The organism is Sinorhizobium sp. 22678, assembly GCF_052044265.1.
Classification (GTDB): domain Bacteria; phylum Pseudomonadota; class Alphaproteobacteria; order Rhizobiales; family Rhizobiaceae; genus Sinorhizobium; species Sinorhizobium meliloti_A.
Genome location: NZ_JBQEMS010000001.1, coordinates 654,900 through 672,399, shown reverse-complemented (window position 1 = coordinate 672,399; position 17,500 = coordinate 654,900). Strand labels below are relative to the sequence as shown.

The following is a 17,500-nucleotide window of genomic DNA, read 5'->3' as shown; positions in this document are numbered from 1 at the left end:
GAAGATGGGGCTGTAGCTCAGCTGGGAGAGCACCTGCTTTGCAAGCAGGGGGTCAGCGGTTCGATCCCGCTCAGCTCCACCATTTTTGGAACTGGGGCGCCGGACGACCGGCGACGGCCTTTGGCCTTGCGAAGCGTTGCTTCGTTGGAGTGCCGAAGCTGTGGGTTGGATATCCTTGGAGAAAATAGGTTTGCATCGTCTCTATGATGAGATGGATGCCTGTTCTGCTTACATTGTGAAGAGAAGATATGTCTGGAAGCTTCCAGGTGTTTTGAGCGGTCGAAAGATCGTTTCGAGACGTCCGAGCCCAGTCCCGAAGAAGCCATGGATGGTCTAGCCGACCGGAAGTGGAAGAGGGTCTGGAGGTAGGAAGGAAGTCTTGTCGTCAGGGCATGGTCGTTGTTGGGGTGTTCTTCGGAGCGCGCCTCTGACGGTCGTGTCGGATTGGTGTTGCCTGACCGCGCATCACCGGACAGATCTCGAGAAGCTGGTCTTAAGATATGGCCTCGAAGTCGCTCGGCGTGACTTTTGTGAGGACCATATCGAACACGTCGATGGCATCATGAGATGATCCGATTGTAAAAGGTAATCGGATCTCTGGGCGGCATTTGCGGCACATTCAGTTGTGCCCGGATGGCCAGGTTTGGCTGCCCTGCGAGGCGACAAGCCGAGTGGGTAAGCTTAGCCAAACCCAGATAGTGATGAGCATTGGCAATGAGAACGATCAAGTGAAAGAAGGGCATTTGGTGGATGCCTTGGCATGCACAGGCGATGAAGGACGTGATACGCTGCGAAAAGCCGTGGGGAGCTGCGAATGAGCTTTGATCCATGGATCTCCGAATGGGGCAACCCACCTTAGATGCTTGGAAAATCATTTTGGTTGGCATCTGGTATCGAAGCCTTGAGGCTTCGCAAGGCCAGAGGCCGTCGCCGGTTATCCGGCGTCAAGAAACCAAAGTGGTTTCCAAGCATTGTTGAAAGGTATCTTATCCTGAATTCAATAGGGATAAGAAGCGAACGCAGGGAACTGAAACATCTAAGTACCTGCAGGAAAGGACATCAACCGAGACTCCGCAAGTAGTGGCGAGCGAACGCGGACCAGGCCAGTGGCAATGAGGAATGAAGTGGAAGGATCTGGAAAGGTCTGCCGCAGTGGGTGACAGCCCCGTACACGTATAACACTCATTGTCCTTGAGTAAGGCGGGACACGTGAAATCCTGTCTGAACATGGGGAGACCACTCTCCAAGCCTAAGTACTCGTGCATGACCGATAGCGAACAAGTACCGTGAGGGAAAGGTGAAAAGCACCCCGACAAGGGGAGTGAAATAGAACCTGAAACCGGATGCCTACAAACAGTCGGAGCCCGCAAGGGTGACGGCGTACCTTTTGTATAATGGGTCAACGACTTAGTGTGACATGCAAGCTTAAGCCGGTAGGTGTAGGCGTAGCGAAAGCGAGTCTGAACAGGGCGTTTAGTATGTCGCATTAGACCCGAAACCGAGTGATCTAGCCATGAGCAGGTTGAAGGTTGGGTAACACCAACTGGAGGACCGAACCCGCATCTGTTGCAATAGATTGGGATGACTTGTGGCTAGGGGTGAAAGGCCAATCAAACTCGGAAATAGCTGGTTCTCCGCGAAAACTATTTAGGTAGTGCGTCGACCGAATACCCTCGGGGGTAGAGCACTGGATGGGCTATGGGGACTCACCGTCTTACTGATCCTAACCAAACTCCGAATACCGAGGAGTACTAGTCGGCAGACACACGGCGGGTGCTAACGTCCGTCGTGAAAAGGGCAACAACCCTGACCTCCAGCTAAGGTCCCCAAGTCATGGCTAAGTGGGAAAGGATGTGAGGATCCCAAAACAACCAGGATGTTGGCTTAGAAGCAGCCATCATTTAAAGAAAGCGTAACAGCTCACTGGTCTAAATAAGGGTCTTTGCGCCGAAAATGTAACGGGGCTGAAGCCATGCACCGAAGCTGAGGCTTATACACTTAGGTGTATAGGGGTAGCGGAGCGTTCCGTAAGCCAGTGAAGGGATACCCGTGAGGGGTCCTGGAGGTATCGGAAGTGCGAATGTTGACATGAGTAACGATAAAGAGGGTGAGAGACCCTCTCGCCGAAAGACCAAGGGTTCCTGCTTAAAGTTAATCTGAGCAGGGTTAGCCGGCCCCTAAGACGAGGCGGACACGCGTAGTCGATGGGAACCACGTTAATATTCGTGGGCCTGGTGGTAGTGACGGATTGCTCAACTTGTCCGGACTTATTGGATTGTCCGGGCGGGGACGCGGTTCCAGGAAATAGCTCCACCGTATAGACCGTACCCGAAACCGACACAGGTGGTCAGGTAGAGTATACCAAGGCGCTTGAGAGAACTATGTTGAAGGAACTCGGCAAATTGCACGCGTAACTTCGGAAGAAGCGTGACCCTTTTCTACGCAAGTAGGATGGGGTGGCACAGACCAGGGGGTAGCGACTGTTTATCAAAAACACAGGGCTCTGCGAAGTCGCAAGACGACGTATAGGGTCTGACGCCTGCCCGGTGCTGGAAGGTTAAGAGGAGGGGTGCAAGCTCTGAATCGAAGCCCCAGTAAACGGCGGCCGTAACTATAACGGTCCTAAGGTAGCGAAATTCCTTGTCGGGTAAGTTCCGACCTGCACGAATGGCGTAACGACTTCCCCGCTGTCTCCAACATAGACTCAGTGAAATTGAATTCCCCGTGAAGATGCGGGGTTCCTGCGGTCAGACGGAAAGACCCCGTGCACCTTTACTATAGCTTTACACTGGCATTCGTGTCGGCATGTGTAGGATAGGTGGTAGGCTTTGAAGCGGGGACGCCAGTTCTCGTGGAGCCATCCTTGAAATACCACCCTTATCGTCATGGATGTCTAACCGCGGTCCGTCATCCGGATCCGGGACAGTGTATGGTGGGTAGTTTGACTGGGGCGGTCGCCTCCGAAAGAGTAACGGAGGCGCGCGATGGTGGGCTCAGAGCGGTCGGAAATCGCTCGTCGAGTGCAATGGCATAAGCCCGCCTGACTGCGAGACTGACAAGTCGAGCAGAGACGAAAGTCGGTCATAGTGATCCGGTGGTCCCGCGTGGAAGGGCCATCGCTCAACGGATAAAAGGTACGCCGGGGATAACAGGCTGATGACCCCCAAGAGTCCATATCGACGGGGTTGTTTGGCACCTCGATGTCGGCTCATCGCATCCTGGGGCTGGAGCAGGTCCCAAGGGTTTGGCTGTTCGCCAATTAAAGCGGTACGTGAGCTGGGTTCAGAACGTCGTGAGACAGTTCGGTCCCTATCTGCCGTGGGTGTAGGAATATTGACAGGATCTGTCCCTAGTACGAGAGGACCGGGATGGACATATCTCTGGTGGACCTGTTGTCCTGCCAAGGGCATAGCAGGGTAGCTATATATGGAAGGGATAACCGCTGAAGGCATCTAAGCGGGAAACCCACCTGAAAACGAGTATTCCCTTGAGAACCGTGGAAGACGACCACGTTGATAGGCCGGGTGTGGAAGTGCGGCAACGCATGAAGCTTACCGGTACTAATCGTTCGATCGGCTTGATCGTTCCCATTGCTTATGCTCATCAAAGATGAGCTTTTAGCCCTCACGGCGATCCGCTCACGTGGATGCCTCCGGGAGGGCGCGCCAAAAGGTGCGACGGCCTTTGGCCTTGCGGAGCAAACGCTCCGATATACGCCCAAAGCACCGTCAATGACGTGTTCAAAAGAAGTCGAGCGTTAAACCGCCCGCTTCACCAGCTTCTCAATTCGGTTTGCGCCCATAAGGCGCAAATCTTGCGCTTTGCCGACCTGGTGGTTCTGGCGGGGTGGCTGCACCCGTTCCCATTCCGAACACGGCCGTGAAACGCCCCAGCGCCGATGGTACTTCGTCTTAAGACGCGGGAGAGTAGGTCGCTGCCAGGTCTGCAAATCGCAAGAGAAACAAACCGATCATCTTCTCTCATACGGCCGAAACAAACCGGCCAACAAACCGACCTTTGCTACGCAAAACTCGGACGGAATAACGAGATTTTGCTGCGCAAAACTCGGATAACGCGGGGTGGAGCAGCCCGGTAGCTCGTCAGGCTCATAACCTGAAGGCCGCAGGTTCAAATCCTGCCCCCGCAACCAAACACATATACATACGCATACACACGAAAAGGCCCGCATCTGCGGGCCTTTTCGCGTTTGGGGGGAGGTCGAGCACGATTTCCTCTCACTGGATCAGAACTGCCAATCGGCCGGAACCCAGGCATAGCCGGCGTCCGTCTTGAGCATTCGGCCAAGGCCCGGGAACGGATAGTGGAAGCCGAGCACGAGGAGCCGGTCTGCCGCCGCCATGTCGAAGATGCGGCGGCGGGATGCGAGTGCGGTGTCCTTGTCGCGATCTGGCCCGGGCAACCAGGGCCGGTCGACATTGACGATCGGGTGGTAGGCGAGATCGGCCGTCAGTAGGAGCTGATCGTTCCCGGATTGAACAAGGAAGTTCGCCATGCCCGGCGTGTGGCCGGATGCTGGAAGCGTGGTCAGCCCGGTAACGATCTCCGCGCCGGCTTCGTACAACTCGATTCCCTTGGTGACGGGTTCAACGCTCCGCTTGATAGCCGCTGCGAAATTGCGGCGAAAGTCCTCGGGCACCGGCATGTAGGAAAGATCCGGAACGTTACGGACGAAGAAGTCCCAATCGGCATGAGGCGCAAAGACGGCAGCCCGCGGAAATGCCTTGCCGCCCTCCGCTGTTCGAAGGTTGCCGACATGGTCCGGGTGCGTGTGCGAGACCACCACAACGTCTATGTCCTCCGGCCGTAAACCAACCGCGGCCAGGTTCTCGAAGATGCGACCGCCTTGCGGACCCATGGTTTGCCCGGCTCCGGCTTCGAGAAGGATCCGCTTGCCATTCGTCTCGAGAAGAAGCGTGTTGAGATTCAGCGTCAGCCGGTCGGTCGGCAGGAAGGCGCGCCTCAGAACGTCCTGCAGCTCTGCCTCTGGCGCATTGCTGGCGTAGATGCGGGGAGGGCCGCCGATCAGCCCGTCGCTCAGCACGGTCGCCGAGATGTCGCCGACGCGGAAGCGGTAATAGCCGGCATTTCCCCCCTGAGGCGGAAGCGACGCGGCGGGGGCTGCCCGCGCAGAGGCCGCCATCCCGGTCGGCACGATCATTCCCGTGACCGCCGATGCGGCTGTCAGCATGATCTTCCTACGATTCAGAGTAACTTCACTCATACTTATGATCCCGTTCGAGTAACTGATCTCAGGTGCTGCATCTGGTGCGGCCGTCTGGCGACTTTGCTCTCTAGGGATGACACAGGTCGGACGTGAGGATAAGCTAATCAAAACCGATCAGCTTATTAAGCAGGGCTTTGCAATGCGGCCACTACGGCTCGACAGCTTGGAGATCTTTGAGGACGTCGTGCGCTCTGGTGGCTTTAGAGCCGCCGCGCTTGGCAGGGGTGTATCGTCGTCCGCCATCAGTCAATCGATCAGCGTGCTCGAAGAGGCGCTGGGAATCCGGCTTCTGAACCGAACGACACGCAGCGTCGCGCCTACTGAAGCGGGCGAGCGGCTTCTCGAGCGGCTAAGGCCCGCTCTTTACGAAATCAGAACAGCGGTCGACGACCTCAATCAGCTTCGCGAGCGCCCATCAGGCACCGTGCGGATCAACGCACCGGGACCGGCCGCCGACCACGTTCTGTGCCCTCTGACCTTTGAGTTCATGAAAATTTATCCCGACGTCAATGTCGAGATCGTCAGCGATGCTGCGATCATCGATATCGTGGAGCAAGGTTTCGACGCCGGGGTGCGCTTCGGGAACCAGCTCGCCCAGGACATGATCGCCATGCCCCTCGGTCCGGCCTTGCGATATGCGATCGTGGCCTCGCCTGACTATCTTCGCAAATGCGGCCGACCCGGCTCACCAGGCGATCTCTTACAGCACGACTGTATTCGCCGCCGCTTCCCCGGCGGGACCATGGTGACGTGGAAATTTGCGCGTGACGGCGACGAAGTGGAAATCACCCCGAAAGGTCGGTTGACATTGAGTTCAGCGCATCAGGAGCTCCAGGCCGCGCTCGCGGGATCGGGAATCGCTCACCTGTTCGAGGATTATGTCCGTGACGATGTCGAACAAGGCAGACTTATTGAGTTGCTCTGCGACTGGAAGCAGAAGCTGCCGAGTTGGTATCTGTATTATCCGAGCCGGCGACATACGAGCGCGGCCGTGCGGGCTTTCCTCGAATTCATCCGCAATCAGAGATGGTATCCCGATCGCAAGGAAAGATGAAAGCAGCCCCGCAACAAGAAACATAAGAGCCGCAAAAGGCCTTTTCGGCGCCGGGTAAGGAGCGGCGAGCTCACCTCGAAAAAATGTCAGCGATGGTCGGTTCTCTAAAGCCTGTTGAGATTCGGGCCGCCCGCCGCCGCTTGTTTGATTTCCTCGTTCCTGTGATGCGCACAAGCATCTGACAGGATTACCTTTGCGCTATGAGTTATAGTGCGGTACATTACCTCCGCGGTGGAGATGAGGAATGATCGTTGGTTTTCGGGATGATTGGTTGCGGGCCTTTTTCGTGGACGATGCCCATTCTCGCAACATCCCGTCGGATATTGAGGTCCGGTTGTTCCGCAAACTCCAGATGATCGATGATGCCGCGACAGATCAGGACTTACGTGTGCCGCCCAGCAATTCCTTCGAGAAACTGCGCGGCAATCTGGCGGGTTTCCATTCGATCCGTGTGAACCAGCAATGGCGGCTGATCTTCCGCTGGGATGGCGAACGCGGCGAGGCGGACGGGATTTACCTGGACGATCACAGCTACCGATGAGAGCGAGGCAGATATGCTGACGACCAAGCGCAAGCCGGCGACTGTCGGCGAGATTTTGACTGAGGAATTCATGGAGCCGATGGGTCTGACGCAGGGCGCATTAGCCGAGGCGATGGGCGTGCAACGCAAGCACGTCAACGAGTTGTGCGGGAACCGCAGGAACGTGACCGCCGCAACCGCACTCATCCTTGCCCGCGTTTTTGGCAACAGCCCGGACTTCTGGCTCAACGTGCAGCGTCGCAACGATCTTTGGGAGGTAATGAACACGCCCAAGGAACGCGAGCGTGTCGAGCGAGCGCGACCGTTGAAGCACGCGGCATGAGCTGCATTATGGGAACCGCACTCGTCACGGGGATCCAGCCAGACCAAGTCTTTGGGCGGGAAAGGCTCTTCCGCGCCGCGGACGCGGCGCTGCTGGATCCCTGTGACGAGCACAGGGATGAGGGTAGAGAGGGTGCGACCCCTCGGCGCGGTTCATGACCCGTGAAGATAGCGAGGCGGCGCGGAAGGTCGCGGGTCACGCCCGTATACAGCGTCCCGCTTCGCTTCGATGCGAGAATGTAGACGTAACCTTTCATTGCGTCGCAGGTTGACCATTCCCTTGCACAACCACAAGTCAAGGTTGTAGTGGCGGCACTTCCCCGGTCCCTCATTCCTGTGCTTGTCACAGGAATCCAGCCAGGCCAAGTCCTTGGGCTGGAAAGGCTCTTCCGCGCCGCAGACGCGGCGCTGCTGGATCCCTGTGACGGAGCACAGGGATGAGGAAAAAGGAGAGGGTGCAGTCCTCCGAAAACTTTCCTACAGCGCCGCGCGTCCTATGATACGCGCACCTGGAAGTGCCTTAAGCGCAAACCTTGTGACTGGCCGCGGTTTTGATTCGGGGATAGGCGTAAGTGTTGAGCTTGGAAGTCGTATAACCTGCGCCAAGCAGCGCTTCGGCCATCTTTACTGCAGCAGTCACTCCATCGATTACCGGCACTCCCGTCGCTCTCTGGAGGCGGGCACACAAGGATGACATTCCCGCACAGCCAAGGACGATCGCTTCGGCACCATCCTCGGCTTTGGCAATCTCGATTTCCTTGAGCAGCAGCCGCTCGGCTTTTTGCGGATCTTCCTCGAGGGCAAGGACCGGAAGATCGATAGCACGGACTTTCCGGCAATGACGCTCGGCGCCGTAATCGCTGACCAGATCCTCGATGATCGGAACCGAGCGCGGAAGCGTCGTGATGACGGAGAAGCGACGGCTGATCGTCATGGCCACCTGTACCGCAGCCTGGCAAATACCGATCACGGGGCCTTTGGCGACTTCGCGCGCGGCATGCAGTCCGGGGTCGTCGAAACACGCTATGACATAGGCGTCGACGCCCTGCGCTTCCCCCTGGCGGATCTCCGCCAGCATTCCCGGAACCGACATGGCTTCATCTGCACCACCTTCAATACTGGCCGGGGTATCGGTCGGATTGGAGGCGGAGACGTGCGTATGGGCATGTTTGACCAGCAAGGCGCTTTCGAGCGCTTGCGCGGTCATGGAGGCTGTAGAATTGGGATTGATGAGATGAATATGCATGATGAAATTCTCGGTTGCCTCTCATTGACGCCTATTTCTTTTTGACGAAATCGGCGATCGGCGGGGCCTTCAAAACGAACTGGCGGTCTGACGTGATGTAATTGTCGGCATGAAGCCGGGCGATCGGCTGGTAACGTTCCGGGTCCACATAATGACCGTCGGCGTCGAGGCAGTCGCGGCGCACATGCATGTGCACCACCTCGCCCAGTACGAGGGTGCGGCGGGGATAGTCGATCAGGCGCTCGACGCGGCACTCGAAAATGCACGGCGCCTCCTCGGCATAGGCAACATCGATCTTGCGGCACCGGGCGGCTTTCAATCCGGCCATTTCGAGCTCGTCGACCTCGCTGTCGAAGCCAAGGCCGCAGATCAACATCTGTTGAGACAACGCCATATCGACCATGCTGATGGCAAATTCACCGGAGCGGCGAATATTGACCATCGTGTCCTTCGGCTCGCCGGTTAAACGCGGCTGGATGCCCAGGACGACGATGGCCGGATCATGTGAAAACACGTTGAAGAAACTCATCGGCGCAGCATTGTTATGTCCGCTCTCGGAGCGGGTCGTCACGAGCGCGATCGGGCGCGGGCCGATGAAATTCGTCAGCAGCCGATAGCGGCTTTGCGGCTCAATTTCTTCGAAGTCGAATTCCATCGCGGTCCCAAAATGTCGGTCTTATGATCTACAATAAGCTTTCATATTGTAGACAATATTGCAAGCCATTTGAATCCGCGAGTTGACTTTTTCACGCGCTTGGCGATTGTCTGTTTCAGCAAGGAGAACAGGGTATGCGCGAACAAGCCGCGATGTCGGTCGAGCAGATTGTCGAAAGGGTATGGCTTTCCATCGCTGAACGGCGATTGCGTCCTGGCGTGCAACTCAAAGAAGAACAGCTGGCCTCGATTTTTCACGTCAGTCGCGCACGTGTTCGTCAGGCGTTGACCGTTCTCGCACGCGACGGCCTCGTAACGATCATTCCCAATCGCGGTGCTTTTGTTTGCAAGCCATCCGTGGAAGAGGCGCGCGACGTGTTTTTCGTTCGCCAGGCGGTGGAGAGATGCGTCGTGGAGCGGCTCTGCAGTTCGATGTCGAAGGATAGCGTGAAGCGGCTGCGGGATCATGTCAAGAATGAGCGGATCGCCAATGCCGAAGACAGCACCACGGATATCATCAAGCTTTCCGGCGGCTTCCATCTTTTGCTGGCCGAACTGACCGGGTCGGACTTCCTGTTTACGACAATGCGCGACCTTATCGCCCGCAGTTCGCTGATTACGGCCGTTTACCGGAACACCACGCGCTTCAATTGCGGCCCCGACGAACATGCCGACATCGTCAAGGCGATTGCGGCGAAAGAAGCCCAAAGAGCCGTCCATCTCATGTCGCATCATCTGGAACATGTGGAATCCGAGCTCGACTTGAGCGAGATACGCGACTTTTCGCACGATCTGCGCGCAGCACTGGCTTGAAACGGCGGAACGCCGGCATTGTGATCTATTCCAAGACGTTAAGGCGCGGGACGCGGGCGGAAAACCGCACAGACTTTTCCTCATCCCGCTTCAGGTAAACGTTCCGCGATCACGTCCTCTGCCAGATGACAGGCTACCCGGGTGCCGTTTTGCAAGACCCGCACCGTAGGCACTTCCTTGGAGCAGCGCGCCGTGGCGATCGGGCAACGCGGGTGGAAGGCGCAACCGGAAGGCGGTTTCAGCGGGCTCGGCACTTCGCCGCTGGCCGGCTCGCGGTTGCGGTTCGGTGCCTCGATGTTCGGAATCGTCTGCAGCAGGAGCCGCGTGTAGGGATGGCGCGGCTGAGCGAACAACTCTTCCGTGTCGCCTTCCTCGACGATACGGCCCAGATACATCACCGCAATGCGGTCTGACATTTGGCGAACGACGCTCAAGTCATGGCTGATGAAGAGATAGGTAAGCCCCAACTCGTCCTGCAAACGGCGCATCAGGTTCAGCACCTGCGCCTGCACCGACACGTCGAGCGCCGAGGTCGGCTCGTCGCAGACCAGAAATTCGGGTTCGCTCGCCAGCGCGCGGGCGATCGAGATACGCTGGCGCTGTCCGCCTGAAAATTCGTGCGGGAACTTTTCGCCATCGGATGGCGAGAGCCCGACAATGCCCAGAAGCTCTTCGACGCGCTCCGTCACCTCGGCCGCGGTCTTGCGCAGCTTCAGTTCGCGCAGCGGTTCGGCGATGATGTTCTTCACCCGCCAGCGCGGATTGAGCGAAGCGTAAGGGTCCTGAAAGATCATCTGCGCCGAAAGCTGCGCGCCGCTCCTGCCGGGCGCAAAGCGCATTTCGCCGCTCGTCGGACGATGCAGGCCGGTGACGAGGCGCGCAACGGTGGATTTTCCGCAACCGCTCTCGCCGACAATGCTGAGACAGCCGCCGGCGGGAACGGTAAAGCTGATATCGTTCACGGCCTGCAGATACTGTCGGGGCTTGCGCTCCACTACCCTGTTGAGCCAGGGAGCGGACACGTCGAATGTCTTGACCAGCCGGTCGACGGTCAGAGCCGGGGTCTTTTGCAACGGTTTGGTCATGCGGTGCCTCCTGCGCTCAGCCAGCAGGCGCTTGCACTCTGGCCGGCAAAAACGAGTTCCGGGCGTTCGCGCCGGCAGCGCGGGCCTGCCATCTTGCAGCGCGGATTGAAGGCGCAGCCCTCGGGTATCGCGTCCAGACGCGGCATGGAGCCGTCGATCTGGTTGAGTCTCTCGACACGCGCGCCGAGCGACGGAATCGAAGCCATCAGGCCCTGCGTATAGGGATGGCGCGGCTGGTGCAGCACCTGTTCGACAGCCCCGATCTCGATCAGCCTTCCGGCATACATGACCGCGATGCGGTCGGCAGCTTCCGCGATCACGCCCATGTCGTGCGTGACGAGCATGACGGCGGCCTGCTTCTCCTTGCACAATTTGCGCAGGAGCGAGATGATCTGCGCCTGGATCGACACGTCGAGCGCCGTTGTCGGTTCGTCGGCGATGACGAGTTTCGGCGAGGCTGCAAGCGCCAGCGCAATCACGACACGCTGGCGCATGCCGCCCGAGAACTGATGCGGATACTGATTGACCCGCTCCTCCGGCGAGGGAATGCCGACATCGCGCAGCAATTGCACGGCGCGGGCGCGGGCTTCGGCCTTGCCGAGACCGAGGTGCCGGCGAATGGTTTCGACGAGCTGTGCGCCAACCGAAAACAGCGGATTGAGCGAGGTAAGCGGATCCTGGAAAATCGCACCGATCTCTCGGCCGCGGATTTTTTCCATGGCGCGATCATCGAGCGTATCGATGCGACGCTTGCCGAGCCAGACCTCGCCGCCGGCGATATGGCCCGGCGCTTCGAGCAGGCCTTGAATGGCGAGCCCGGTCATGGACTTGCCTGCGCCGGACTCGCCGACGACGCCGAGAATCTCACCCGGCCGGATCGACAGGCTGACGTCCGACAGCGCGGTCACCGTGCCGCGACGGCCCGGAAAATCCACACGCAGATTGCGAACTTCAATGACTGGCTCCTGGATGTCACCCATTTGCGTCCCCCTCTATCGGATAGCTGGGCGGGAAGATTGCGGCGACCGGAGGATTGTTCCAGCTCCGCTCGGGATATTTGGCGATCAGCCCGTCATATTGAGCCTGCGCCTGAATGCGCGCCTCTTGCATGTCGAAGCCGGCGAGCTGGCAGTCCAGCATGGAGACGCGGCCATCGACGAAGACCGCATGCGTGATCTTGCCAGACCCCCCGGTGACGATCGTGGTGATCGGATCGATGGACGGAGCCATGACGGTGTCGTCGAGGCGGAAGACCGCGATATCTGCACGGGCCCCCGGTGACAGATGGCCGAGATCGGAACGGCCCAGTGCCTTTGCGCCGCCAATCGTCGCCGCATCGAACAGGTCGGCAGAACGCAGGCGGTCGGGTGCGCCGTCGGCGATGCGGCCCGTGATAAGGCCCGTAAGCAGGTTCATCAGCATGTCCGGCGGTGTCGTATCCGTCCCCATGGCAATATTGATCCCGCGCCTGACGCAGGCGGAGAAGGAGTTGAGGATGGAGCCGCCACGGCCCGAAACCAGCGGACAATGGACGATGGAAACGCCGTTCGCCGCGTAAAGACCGAGATCCTCGTCCGTGGCGTTGGTGGCATGCGGCGCGATGAGGCGGTCGCTCAACAGACCGTGCTTTGCAAGCCAGCTCGGTGCGGTCGAGCCGTGCAGCATCCGCACCGTCTCCACTTCCATCGCGCCCTGTGCCATGTGCAGCCGGAATTTGCAGCCGAGATCGCGGGCGGCGGCATCGGTGCGCTGCAAAAGCTTGATCGTCGAGGTCTCGACACGGTCCGGCGCCAGCATGCCGCGCACCAGATCGCCATGGCTGCCATTCTGGCGTTCAATATAGGAAATGGCGTCGTTCAGACCCTGAAAGCCGCGCTCCTCATCGAAGACCGGCACCATCTTGCCCGGTGCTTCCAGCACCATGCCGCCCGAACGGTAGGCGGGGCTGAGATAGACACGCAGACCCAGTTCGCCGGCGGCTTGCGCAGCCGCATCGAACTCGGCGACCGTTTCACCCCATTCACGGTAAAACAGCGACGCAATGGGAGCGGCAGTGGTGATGCCGTTCAACAGCAGCTGGCCGAAAGCGAACCGCTTCTGAAAGGCCAGCGCCTCCTGCGTGTACATTTCATAAGGACCAGCTTCGACATAGGAACGCGGCCAGACGCGGCCCTTTGCCCAACCGGGATGATTGTCGATGCCGAGGATCGTCGTATCGAGATCCGACAGTGCGTCGAGATCGATCAGTCCAGGGCTGATCAAGGCATCGCCGAAGTCGATTCGGCGGGCCACTTCGCCGGGGAAACGGTGCCCGACGAATAGGATCTCGCCGTTCTCGAAAACGACCTCGCCATTGCGCAGAAGCCGGTGGCTGCCGTCTTTATGTCCGACCACCCAGCCGGCGGTGATCAGTGTGCGCCCATCCGGACGACGGCCGAGCGGAAGAGTATCGAATGTCTCGCTCATTACGGCATCTCCACCACAGCGACGCCCTGACGGGCCGTGACGCGACCGCCCTTGACGACCAGCGGACGCGGAGCGACGTCCACCACCGCATGCGCCAGCGTTTCACCGGTCAGCAGGGTGAAATCGGCATTGCAACCGACCTCGAGGCCGTAATTTTCCAGGCGCATGACATCCGCACCGCCCTGCGAGACGATGTGCAGCACATGTTCCAGATCGTGATCCGAGCGCACGCCGTTCTTCATCCCGATGACCTTGGCGCGATCGAGCATGTCCGGCTGACCCCACGGACCCCAGGTGTCACGGATGCCGTCACAGCCGCCGCCGATGCGCACGCCCGCTTCCTTCAGGCGCTTGATCGACGGCACTGTGGCCGAAGGCGCACCTGTCGTGAGGATGGCGACATCCAGAATGGCGAGCTGTTCGATCAGCTGGCCGACGCGCAGATAATCGTTCATGCCGAGCGCAAAGGCATGGCTGATCGCCACCTTGCCTTCCATGCCGTTGGCGCGGATGCGCTCGAAGATGAGTTCCATGGTGAAGGCGCCGAGATCGCCCGTCTCATGCAGGTGAATGTCGATCGGCACGCCATGCTTTGTGGCGAGCGCGAACAGAATGTCGAGCTGTCCCTTCGGATCGCGGTCGATGCCGCACGGATCGATGCCGCCCAGCACTTCGCAGCCCTGACGCAGCGCCTCGTCGAGCAGCTCCTTCGTGCCGGGCATGACCATCAGGCCCGACTGCGGGAACGCGACCATTTCGATGTCGATGACGCCCTTGAGTTTTTCGCGCGTTTGCCAGACGCCCTCCACCAGCGACAGGCCGTGGACCGGATCTATGTCGACATGGCTGCGGATATGGGTTGCGCCATGAGCCGCCAGACCGATCGCATGGCGCATCGACTGACGATGCGGATCTATGCCGATGTCAAGACGGTGCTCGCGCTCGAAATCGATGCGCTCGCGCAGGATCGCGGCGCGGTTGTTGACATGCCACGGCATGCCCCAGGTGGTCTTGTCGAGATGGGTATGCGCATCGATCAGGCCGGGCGCGACGATGGCGTTGCCGCCGTCTTCCACGGCCATTCCCGGTTCAGCCTCAAAACGCCCGAAACCGGCAATCTTTCCGTCCCTGATCAGGACATCGCAGGATTCTCCTGCCATCGGCCGGACATTGCGGAGCAAAAGGTCGTTCATAAGGCTTACCTCAGTTTCGGATTGAGAGCATCACGCAGCCAGTCGCCGAGCATGTTGACGGCCACGACCAGCAGGCAGAGCTGAATGACTGGGAAGAGCACGATCCACCAGGATCCGGAAAACAGGAACTGATTGCCGATGCGGATCAGCGTTCCCAGAGACGGCTGGCTCGGCGGCATGCCGATGCCGAGGAACGAAAGCGTGGCTTCGGTGAGGATCGCCATGCCGAAGTTGAGCGTGGCCGCCACCATGATTGGCGTCAGCGTGTTGGGCAGGATATGATTGGCCATGATGCGCCGGGCAGGGACGCCGATCAGCCGCGCCGCCGACACGTAGTCCTTTCCGGCTTCGACGATGGCCTGCGCGCGAACCGTGCGGGCATATTGCACCCAGGCGGATAGGGCGATGGCGAGGATGAGCACCGCAGACGCCCCGACCTCTCGCAGGCTGACGGGCAGCATCTGACGCACGACCGTCGAGACGAGAATGGCGACGAGGATGGTCGGAATGGACAGCGTGATGTCGCCGAAGCGCATCAGCAGATTGTCGATGAACCCGCCGAAGTAGCCGGCGATCAGCCCCGCGCTCATGCCGATCAGCAGGGAGAGCGCCACCGAGGCGATGCCGATGACGATGGAAATGCGCGTCCCGTAGAGAATGGCCGACAGCAAGTCGCGGCCCTGCGTGTCGGTGCCGAGAAGATAGGGCCATTCTCCGCCTTCCTCCCATACCGGCGGCAGTTCGGCCTTCCACATGTCGAGCGCTGCGCCGTCATAGGGGTTCTGCGGTGCGATCAGCGGTGCGAACAGTGCCGTCAGGATCAGGATCGCCAGCAACGCGGCGCTGAACATCGCCGTCTTGCTATGGGTGAACGACCACCACAAATCGCTTTGGCGGATACGCTGGAAAAGCGATGGACGGGTGACGGGCGGAGTTTGAGAAGTCTGGATACTCATCGGTCTTGGCCCCACAGTCGGTTCAACGGGCGTTTCAGCGGGCTGTACGCAAGCGGGGATCGATTACCGCATAGGCAATGTCCACCAGCGTGTTGAGCACGACGAAGATGAAGGAAATGATGCAGAGATAGGCCGCCATCACCGGAATATCGAGGAAGGTCACGGCCTGGATGAAGAGCATGCCCATGCCTGGCCACTGGAACACGGTTTCGGTGATGAGCGCGAAGGCAATCAGCGAACCGACATTCATCGCGGTCATGGTCACGACCGGCATCAGGCAGTTGCGCAGCGCATGGCGGAAATAGATGCGCCAGCGCGGAATGCCTCGGGCGCGGGCAAATTTCACGTAATCAGATCGCAGCACTTCCAGCATTTCAGCGCGGACAAGACGCATGACCAGCGTGACCTGATAAAGCGACAGAGCGACGGACGGCAGCAGGATCGCCGCGCGGCCCGAAGGCGTCAGGAGCCCCGTCGACCAGAAGCCAAGCTGCACGACATCGCCGCGACCGAAAGCCGGGAGCCAGCCGAACGTAACCGAGAAGACGAGGATCAGCAGGATGCCGACGACGAAGCTCGGCAGCGAGACCCCGACAATGGAGATAAACTGCAGGCCCTCCGTATACCATTTGCCGCGCTTGATCGCGGTCAGCACGCCGAGGGGCAGGCCGAGCAGCAGGGAGATCAGCGTGGCAACCAGCACCAGCTCCAGGGTCGCCGGAAAGCGTTCGGCGATCAGGCTCAGCACGTCCTGGCCGTTGCGGTAGGAGATGCCGAAATTGCCCTGCGCGGCGTTGACCACGAACCGGGTATATTGTGTCATCAGGCCATCGTTGAGGCCCAGCCGTTCGCGCAGATTATCGCGGTCGGTCTGCGTCATCTGCTCGTTGGCCATCATCTCGACGGGATCGCCCGCCAGCCGGAAAATCAGAAAGGCCAGCAAAGCGACGGCCAACATCACCATGACGGCGTTTGCCAGGCGCTTTATGATAAAAACCAGCATAGGAATTCCTCGGTCACAGGACGCTCCGGGAGTCCGTCCCGGAGCGTCGTGGATGAATTATTCGGCAAACTGCGTCAGCCAGTGGCGCGGCTTGTTGTCCGGCAGCTGCACGATCTTTTCGATCTTGTTCGACATGACCCAGGCCATCGGCTGCTGGTGCAAGGGCAGCATCACGATCTCGTCCTTCACCATTTGCAGCGCCTTGCTTTGCAGCGTCAGGCGCTTGGTGCGGTCCATTTCGGTCGACGCCTGCACGATCAGCTTATCGATCTCCGGATAGCTCCAGCCGCCCCAGTTGAAGACGCCGGCATTGGCCGTCTTCGTCTGAATCATCTGGAGAAGGATCGAATAGCTGTCGAGCATCGGTTCCGTGGCCCAGCCGATCAGATAGACGTCGGCCTTGCCGCTCGTACGCTTCGGCGCCTGTGCGGCGGTGGGGGCAATGTCGAGCTGCGGTTTGAAGCCTGCGCGGCTCAGCAGGTTCACCAGCCCCTGGCAAAGCTCTTCCTCGTTCACATAGGCGTCGGTCGTGCAAACCAGCGTGAACGGATAGTCCGAAGCGCCAGCCTCGGCCAGAAGCTTCTTCGAGAGGGCAGGATCGAATGCCAGCGTCGTGTCCAGCTCGGGAGCGTAACCCGGAATTTCCGGCGCGACCACCGCGCCTGCCGTGCGCGACTTTCCGCGCATGACGCGCTGCTGGATCAGATCCCGGTCGAGCGCATGGGCAAAAGCCTGACGCACGCGCAGGTCGTTGAACTTGTTCTCCGAACCGTTCGCGAGTTCCGGCTTGCGGTTGAAGCCGACCATGACGGTACGCAGATCGGTGCGCTCCATGACCTTCAGGTCGGGCTGCGCCTGCAGCCGCGGCAGATCCTGCGACGGTGCGTTTTCCGTGAAGTTGACTTCGCCGGAAAGGAGCGCGG

Annotated in this window: 14 protein-coding genes, 2 tRNA genes, 2 rRNA genes and 1 pseudogene; 8 read left to right on the top strand and 11 right to left on the bottom strand. The window is 59.5% G+C overall.

Annotated features, from left to right (window positions below):
• Positions 1-6 precede the first annotated feature (6 nt).
• From ACTJKL_RS03390 to ACTJKL_RS03375, 4 genes are all read left to right on the top strand, one after another.
• Positions 7-82 (top strand) — tRNA-Ala (locus ACTJKL_RS03390).
• A gap of 640 nt (positions 83-722) precedes the next feature.
• A 23S ribosomal RNA gene (locus tag ACTJKL_RS03385) occupies positions 723-3,585 on the top strand.
• Between the two features lie 243 nt (positions 3,586-3,828).
• Positions 3,829-3,943, top strand: a 5S ribosomal RNA gene (gene rrf, locus ACTJKL_RS03380).
• A gap of 130 nt (positions 3,944-4,073) precedes the next feature.
• Positions 4,074-4,150, top strand: a tRNA-Met gene (locus ACTJKL_RS03375).
• Between the two features lie 93 nt (positions 4,151-4,243).
• Here ACTJKL_RS03375 and ACTJKL_RS03370 read toward each other — a convergent pair.
• Positions 4,244-5,209: an MBL fold metallo-hydrolase gene (locus tag ACTJKL_RS03370; protein WP_440852188.1), complete on the bottom strand. Its 966-nt coding sequence runs from the start codon at positions 5,207-5,209 to the stop codon at positions 4,244-4,246.
• Positions 5,210-5,318: 109 nt separating this feature from the next.
• On the opposite strand from ACTJKL_RS03370, the gene ACTJKL_RS03365 reads away from it, so the two are divergent.
• The 3 genes from ACTJKL_RS03365 (at position 5,319) to ACTJKL_RS03355 (ending at position 7,162) form a co-directional block, all read left to right on the top strand.
• Positions 5,319-6,299 carry a LysR family transcriptional regulator gene (locus ACTJKL_RS03365; protein WP_440852178.1) on the top strand — a complete coding sequence of 327 codons (981 nt, stop codon included), beginning with the start codon at positions 5,319-5,321 and terminating at the stop codon, positions 6,297-6,299.
• 244 nt (positions 6,300-6,543) lie between these two features.
• Positions 6,544-6,840, top strand: a complete 297-nt coding sequence (locus ACTJKL_RS03360; RefSeq protein ID WP_100671965.1) for a type II toxin-antitoxin system RelE/ParE family toxin — start codon at positions 6,544-6,546, stop codon at positions 6,838-6,840.
• A gap of 13 nt (positions 6,841-6,853) precedes the next feature.
• Positions 6,854-7,162: a HigA family addiction module antitoxin gene (locus ACTJKL_RS03355; RefSeq protein ID WP_100671964.1), complete on the top strand. Its 309-nt coding sequence runs from the start codon at positions 6,854-6,856 to the stop codon at positions 7,160-7,162.
• A gap of 172 nt (positions 7,163-7,334) precedes the next feature.
• Here the strand turns inward: ACTJKL_RS03355 and ACTJKL_RS03350 are convergent.
• The 3 genes and pseudogenes from ACTJKL_RS03350 to ACTJKL_RS03340 form a co-directional block, all read right to left on the bottom strand.
• Positions 7,335-7,418: pseudogene (locus ACTJKL_RS03350) on the bottom strand (GIY-YIG nuclease family protein); the annotation flags it as partial.
• 263 nt (positions 7,419-7,681) lie between these two features.
• A complete protein-coding gene (locus tag ACTJKL_RS03345) occupies positions 7,682-8,407 on the bottom strand; it encodes an aspartate/glutamate racemase family protein (RefSeq protein ID WP_440852177.1) in 726 nt (241 codons plus the stop codon).
• Between the two features lie 31 nt (positions 8,408-8,438).
• Entirely contained in the window at positions 8,439-9,062 is a 624-nt protein-coding gene (locus tag ACTJKL_RS03340) for a flavin reductase family protein (protein WP_379943515.1), read from the bottom strand.
• Between the two features lie 134 nt (positions 9,063-9,196).
• Between ACTJKL_RS03340 and ACTJKL_RS03335 the strand changes: the two genes are divergently transcribed.
• Positions 9,197-9,874: a GntR family transcriptional regulator gene (locus ACTJKL_RS03335; protein WP_018095870.1), complete on the top strand. Its 678-nt coding sequence runs from the start codon at positions 9,197-9,199 to the stop codon at positions 9,872-9,874.
• Between the two features lie 80 nt (positions 9,875-9,954).
• Here the strand turns inward: ACTJKL_RS03335 and ACTJKL_RS03330 are convergent, their stop codons facing one another.
• From ACTJKL_RS03330 to ACTJKL_RS03300, 7 genes are all read right to left on the bottom strand, one after another.
• Positions 9,955-10,959: an ABC transporter ATP-binding protein gene (locus tag ACTJKL_RS03330; protein ID WP_440852176.1), complete on the bottom strand. Its 1,005-nt coding sequence runs from the start codon at positions 10,957-10,959 to the stop codon at positions 9,955-9,957.
• Positions 10,956-11,939, bottom strand: coding sequence for an ABC transporter ATP-binding protein (locus tag ACTJKL_RS03325; RefSeq protein WP_018095868.1), 984 nt, complete (start codon positions 11,937-11,939; stop codon positions 10,956-10,958). The genes ACTJKL_RS03330 and ACTJKL_RS03325 overlap by 4 nt, the downstream gene beginning before the upstream one ends.
• On the bottom strand, positions 11,932-13,425 hold the full coding sequence (locus ACTJKL_RS03320; RefSeq protein ID WP_440852175.1) for an amidohydrolase family protein: 1,494 nt from the start codon (positions 13,423-13,425) through the stop codon (positions 11,932-11,934). The genes ACTJKL_RS03325 and ACTJKL_RS03320 overlap by 8 nt, the downstream gene beginning before the upstream one ends.
• Positions 13,425-14,618 (bottom strand): amidohydrolase family protein, encoded by a 1,194-nt coding sequence (locus ACTJKL_RS03315; RefSeq protein ID WP_440852174.1) that lies wholly within the window; start codon positions 14,616-14,618, stop codon positions 13,425-13,427. The genes ACTJKL_RS03320 and ACTJKL_RS03315 overlap by 1 nt, the downstream gene beginning before the upstream one ends.
• A gap of 5 nt (positions 14,619-14,623) precedes the next feature.
• On the bottom strand, positions 14,624-15,574 hold the full coding sequence (locus ACTJKL_RS03310; protein ID WP_440852173.1) for an ABC transporter permease: 951 nt from the start codon (positions 15,572-15,574) through the stop codon (positions 14,624-14,626).
• 34 nt (positions 15,575-15,608) lie between these two features.
• Positions 15,609-16,577 (bottom strand): ABC transporter permease, encoded by a 969-nt coding sequence (locus ACTJKL_RS03305; protein WP_018095864.1) that lies wholly within the window; start codon positions 16,575-16,577, stop codon positions 15,609-15,611.
• Between the two features lie 57 nt (positions 16,578-16,634).
• On the bottom strand, positions 16,635-17,500 hold an 866-nt coding region (locus tag ACTJKL_RS03300), incomplete at its 5' end, for an ABC transporter substrate-binding protein (protein WP_440852172.1).

Bases quoted from the DNA above. Each gene is read 5' to 3' on its own strand.
- ACTJKL_RS03330 (WP_440852176.1), bottom strand. From the start codon at position 10,959: ATGACCAAACCGTTGCAAAAGACCCCGGCTCTGACCGTCGACCGGCTG.
- ACTJKL_RS03335 (WP_018095870.1), top strand. From the start codon at position 9,197: ATGCGCGAACAAGCCGCGATGTCGGTCGAGCAGATTGTCGAAAGGGTA.
- ACTJKL_RS03345 (WP_440852177.1), bottom strand. From the start codon at position 8,407: ATGCATATTCATCTCATCAATCCCAATTCTACAGCCTCCATGACCGCG.
- ACTJKL_RS03355 (WP_100671964.1), top strand. From the start codon at position 6,854: ATGCTGACGACCAAGCGCAAGCCGGCGACTGTCGGCGAGATTTTGACT.
- ACTJKL_RS03365 (WP_440852178.1), top strand. From the start codon at position 5,319: ATGACACAGGTCGGACGTGAGGATAAGCTAATCAAAACCGATCAGCTT.
- ACTJKL_RS03325 (WP_018095868.1), bottom strand. From the start codon at position 11,939: ATGGGTGACATCCAGGAGCCAGTCATTGAAGTTCGCAATCTGCGTGTG.
- ACTJKL_RS03315 (WP_440852174.1), bottom strand. From the start codon at position 14,618: ATGAACGACCTTTTGCTCCGCAATGTCCGGCCGATGGCAGGAGAATCC.
- ACTJKL_RS03370 (WP_440852188.1), bottom strand. From the start codon at position 5,209: ATGCTGACAGCCGCATCGGCGGTCACGGGAATGATCGTGCCGACCGGG.
- ACTJKL_RS03320 (WP_440852175.1), bottom strand. From the start codon at position 13,425: ATGAGCGAGACATTCGATACTCTTCCGCTCGGCCGTCGTCCGGATGGG.
- ACTJKL_RS03360 (WP_100671965.1), top strand. From the start codon at position 6,544: ATGATCGTTGGTTTTCGGGATGATTGGTTGCGGGCCTTTTTCGTGGAC.
- ACTJKL_RS03305 (WP_018095864.1), bottom strand. From the start codon at position 16,577: ATGCTGGTTTTTATCATAAAGCGCCTGGCAAACGCCGTCATGGTGATG.
- ACTJKL_RS03310 (WP_440852173.1), bottom strand. From the start codon at position 15,574: ATGAGTATCCAGACTTCTCAAACTCCGCCCGTCACCCGTCCATCGCTT.
- ACTJKL_RS03340 (WP_379943515.1), bottom strand. From the start codon at position 9,062: ATGGAATTCGACTTCGAAGAAATTGAGCCGCAAAGCCGCTATCGGCTG.